The sequence below is a fragment of the Lachnoanaerobaculum sp. genome (assembly GCF_057250505.1).
In genome coordinates this window covers 15259-18392 of the sequence record NZ_DBHIEQ010000033.1, presented here as the reverse complement: position 1 = coordinate 18392, position 3134 = coordinate 15259, and the positions used below count along the sequence as shown (strand labels likewise).

4 protein-coding genes are annotated in these 3134 nt (G+C 41.4%); all 4 read left to right on the top strand.

Annotated features, from left to right (window positions below; all coding sequences use genetic code 11):
* On the top strand, positions 1–413 hold a 413-nt coding region (locus tag ACO6FI_RS11620), incomplete at its 5' end, for an ATP-binding cassette domain-containing protein (RefSeq protein WP_485457469.1).
* Entirely contained in the window at positions 406–1473 is a 1068-nt protein-coding gene (locus ACO6FI_RS11615) for an ABC transporter permease (protein WP_485457468.1), read from the top strand. The genes ACO6FI_RS11620 and ACO6FI_RS11615, both read left to right, overlap by 8 nt.
* On the top strand, positions 1473–2408 hold the full coding sequence (locus ACO6FI_RS11610; RefSeq protein ID WP_124951618.1) for an ABC transporter permease: 936 nt from the start codon (positions 1473–1475) through the stop codon (positions 2406–2408). The genes ACO6FI_RS11615 and ACO6FI_RS11610 overlap by 1 nt, the downstream gene beginning before the upstream one ends.
* Before the next feature lie 8 nt (positions 2409–2416).
* Positions 2417–3076 (top strand): deoxyribose-phosphate aldolase, encoded by a 660-nt coding sequence (gene deoC / locus ACO6FI_RS11605; RefSeq protein ID WP_485457467.1) that lies wholly within the window; start codon positions 2417–2419, stop codon positions 3074–3076.
* Positions 3077–3134 lie beyond the last annotated feature (58 nt).

Sequence of the window (3134 nt, the reverse complement as noted above, 5' to 3'; positions counted from 1 at the left end):
ACGGTATACTCAATGAAAAAAATATAGAATCACATGCAAACAAGCTGATAGAAAAGTTCGATATCAGACCGAAAGACAGTGCCAAAAAGGCCGCAAAGACTTTATCGGGAGGAAACCAGCAAAAGGTAATTATAGCCAGAGAGGTGACCAACGATTCGGACCTTTTGATTGCGGTCAATCCTACAAGAGGTCTGGATGTAGGTGCTATTGAGTTTGTGCACAGATATCTGGTAGAACAAAGGAATAAGAATAAGGCTGTTTTATTGGTATCATTTGAGCTTGACGAGATTATGAACCTTTCAGACAGGATTGAGGTTATATTCGGAGGTCAGATTACAGGTGAAGTTATGGGTGAGGATGCCGATGAGAAGGAACTTGGACTTTTGATGGCAGGAGGAAAAAAAGATGAGTAAGAAAAACGGTATACTTTCAAGCAATGCTTTTTATACTCTTTTATCAATAATATTGGGGTTTATAGTAGGTGCAATTCTGCTTTCGGTGGCAAAGATAAATCCTCTTGAGGCGTACAGACAGCTTTTAAAAGGTATCTTCGGTAAGCCTAAGTTTATGATTTGGTGTCTTATATATGCCGCTCCGCTTATATTTACAGGTCTTAGTGTGGCTTTTTCATTTAAGACGGGCGTATTTAATATAGGTGCCGAGGGACAGTTTGTAGTAGGTTCTCTTACCGCCTGTGTAATAGGTATTCTTATAAAAGCACCTGCAATTATACATATACCGCTTTGTTTTATAGGTGCCGCACTTGCAGGAGGTATCTGGGGAGCGATAGTAGGGCTTTTGAAGATAAAAAAAGGTGTGAATGAAGTCTTGTCATATATTATGTTTAACTGGATTGCATTCTACCTGTCAAATTTTATAGTGAATTTGACTGTAATACATAAAGAAAGCGGCGGTGAGGCTACAAAGGATATTGCAGATACTGCAAGAATTTTGGCGCCTAAGTCTATAATAGAGGCAACCGGTGCATCCGCTGCAAACTGGGGATTTATAATAGCGGTTATATTTGCGATAATTGTTTGGTTTGTGATAAATAAGACTACACTCGGATTTAAGCTTCGTGCGGTAGGTTTCAGTAACACAGCCGCACAGTATGCAGGTATAGATACGGGAAAATCATTCCTTACCGCAATGGCGTTTTCAGGAGCTTTGGCAGGTATCGGAGGTGCGATACAGTTGATGGGTATGAGCGGAAGAATATCACAGTTTTCAGGTCAGGAAGGATATGGTTTCCAGGGAATTACCGTAGCCCTTATAGCTTCTTCAAATCCTATGGCATGTATATTTGCAGGTATTTTCTACGGAGCTATGAAGTATGGCGGAAGTAAGCTTTCACTTGTAAATGCACCTTCAGAGGTTGTGGATATTATAATGGGTGTAATCATATTGTTTATTGCAATATCAAGTTTGTTCAGAAGTATTTTCTTAAGTCACGGAAAGAGGGGAGCGGTATAATGGAAGTTTTAATAAAGGATTTAGGGCTTTTGATAAATGCTATATTGATAGCAACTCCTCCGCTTCTTTTGGCGGCTCTGGGATCATGTTTTTCGGAGAGAAGCGGTGTTATAAATATCGGTATTGAAGGTATGATGACAATAGGCGCTTTTATAGGAGCCTGTGTAGCGTATTTTAGCGGTAACGGTTGGCTCGGATTTTTTGCAGGAGGACTTAGCGGTGCAATACTTGGTGTTATTCATGCGGTTGCCTGTATACAGTTCGGAGCGGACCAGACTATATCAGGTACCGCAATAAACTTTATAGGTCCGGGACTTGCGGTATTCCTTTGTAAGGCAATATTTGACAACTCGTCGGATTCACCTGCACTTGATACGGCTTCAAAGTTGCCTAAGCTATTTGACGGAATGTTCCCTTCAGGATCTTTCGGATACAATGTTTTTTCAACATATATTGTAGCTTATCTTAGTTTTATTTTGGTTGCCGTAGTGTGGTTTGTATTTTATAAGACAAAGTTCGGAATGCATCTTAGAGCTGTAGGAGAGCATCCGCAGGCTTGTGCCACTTTGGGAGTTAATGTATATCGTACAAGATATATCTGTGTAATACTTTCAGGCTTCCTTGCAGGACTTGGAGGAGCTTTTGTCACACTGGCTACAGTAAGTCAGTTCAGACCGGCGGTAATAGTCGGACAGGGATTCATTGCCATTGCGGCGGTTATTTTCGGAAAGTTTAAGCCGCAGGGAGCATTCAAGGCTTGTCTGCTCTTTGGACTTTGTAACGGTATAAAGGCTTTGCTTGGAGCGGGTAATGCGGTATCACCGAACCTTGTGTCGATGATTCCTTATGTAGTTACAATACTTGCGCTGGTATTTGTAGTAGGAAGTACAAGAGTGCCGGCGGCAAACGGTAAGCCTTTCTTAAAGGCAAGATAGGGGGTAAAATGTTATCAACAAAATTATTTGATCATACAATATTGAAGGCGGACGCCACAAGAAAAGATGTAAAAAGAGTATGCGATGAGGCTATGGCATACAGTTTTTGTTCGGTATGTGTGAACTCATACTATGTACCTTATGTTGCAAATCTTTTGCACGGAAGTGATGTAAAGATTTGCAGTGTGGTAGGATTTCCTTTGGGAGCAATGTCTACAAGAGCCAAGGCGCTTGAGGCGAAGATTGCCGTGATGGACGGTGCCGATGAGATAGATATGGTAATAAATGTGGGCGCACTCAAGGACAGAGATTATTCTGTTGTTTTGGAAGATATTAAGGCTGTAAAAGAAGCTTGTGGAGAAAAGATTTTAAAAGTTATTATAGAGACCTGTCTGCTTACCGACGATGAGAAGGTAAAGGCATGTGAACTTGCAAAGGAAGCCGGAGCCGATTTTGTAAAGACTTCTACAGGTTTTAGCAGTGCAGGTGCAAAGGTTGAGGATGTCAGACTTATGAGAGAGACTGTAGGCCCTGATATGGGTGTAAAAGCCAGCGGCGGAATACATGATAAGGAGTTTGCCAAGGAATTGGTGGATGCAGGTGCCAACAGGCTTGGAACAAGCGCAACCATTGAGATAGTGGAATCAGCCTTTTATGATATGGGTTAATTTATGAATAAAGAAGAAATTTTAAAGTTGCCGAAGCTTGACCTGCATTGTCATCTGG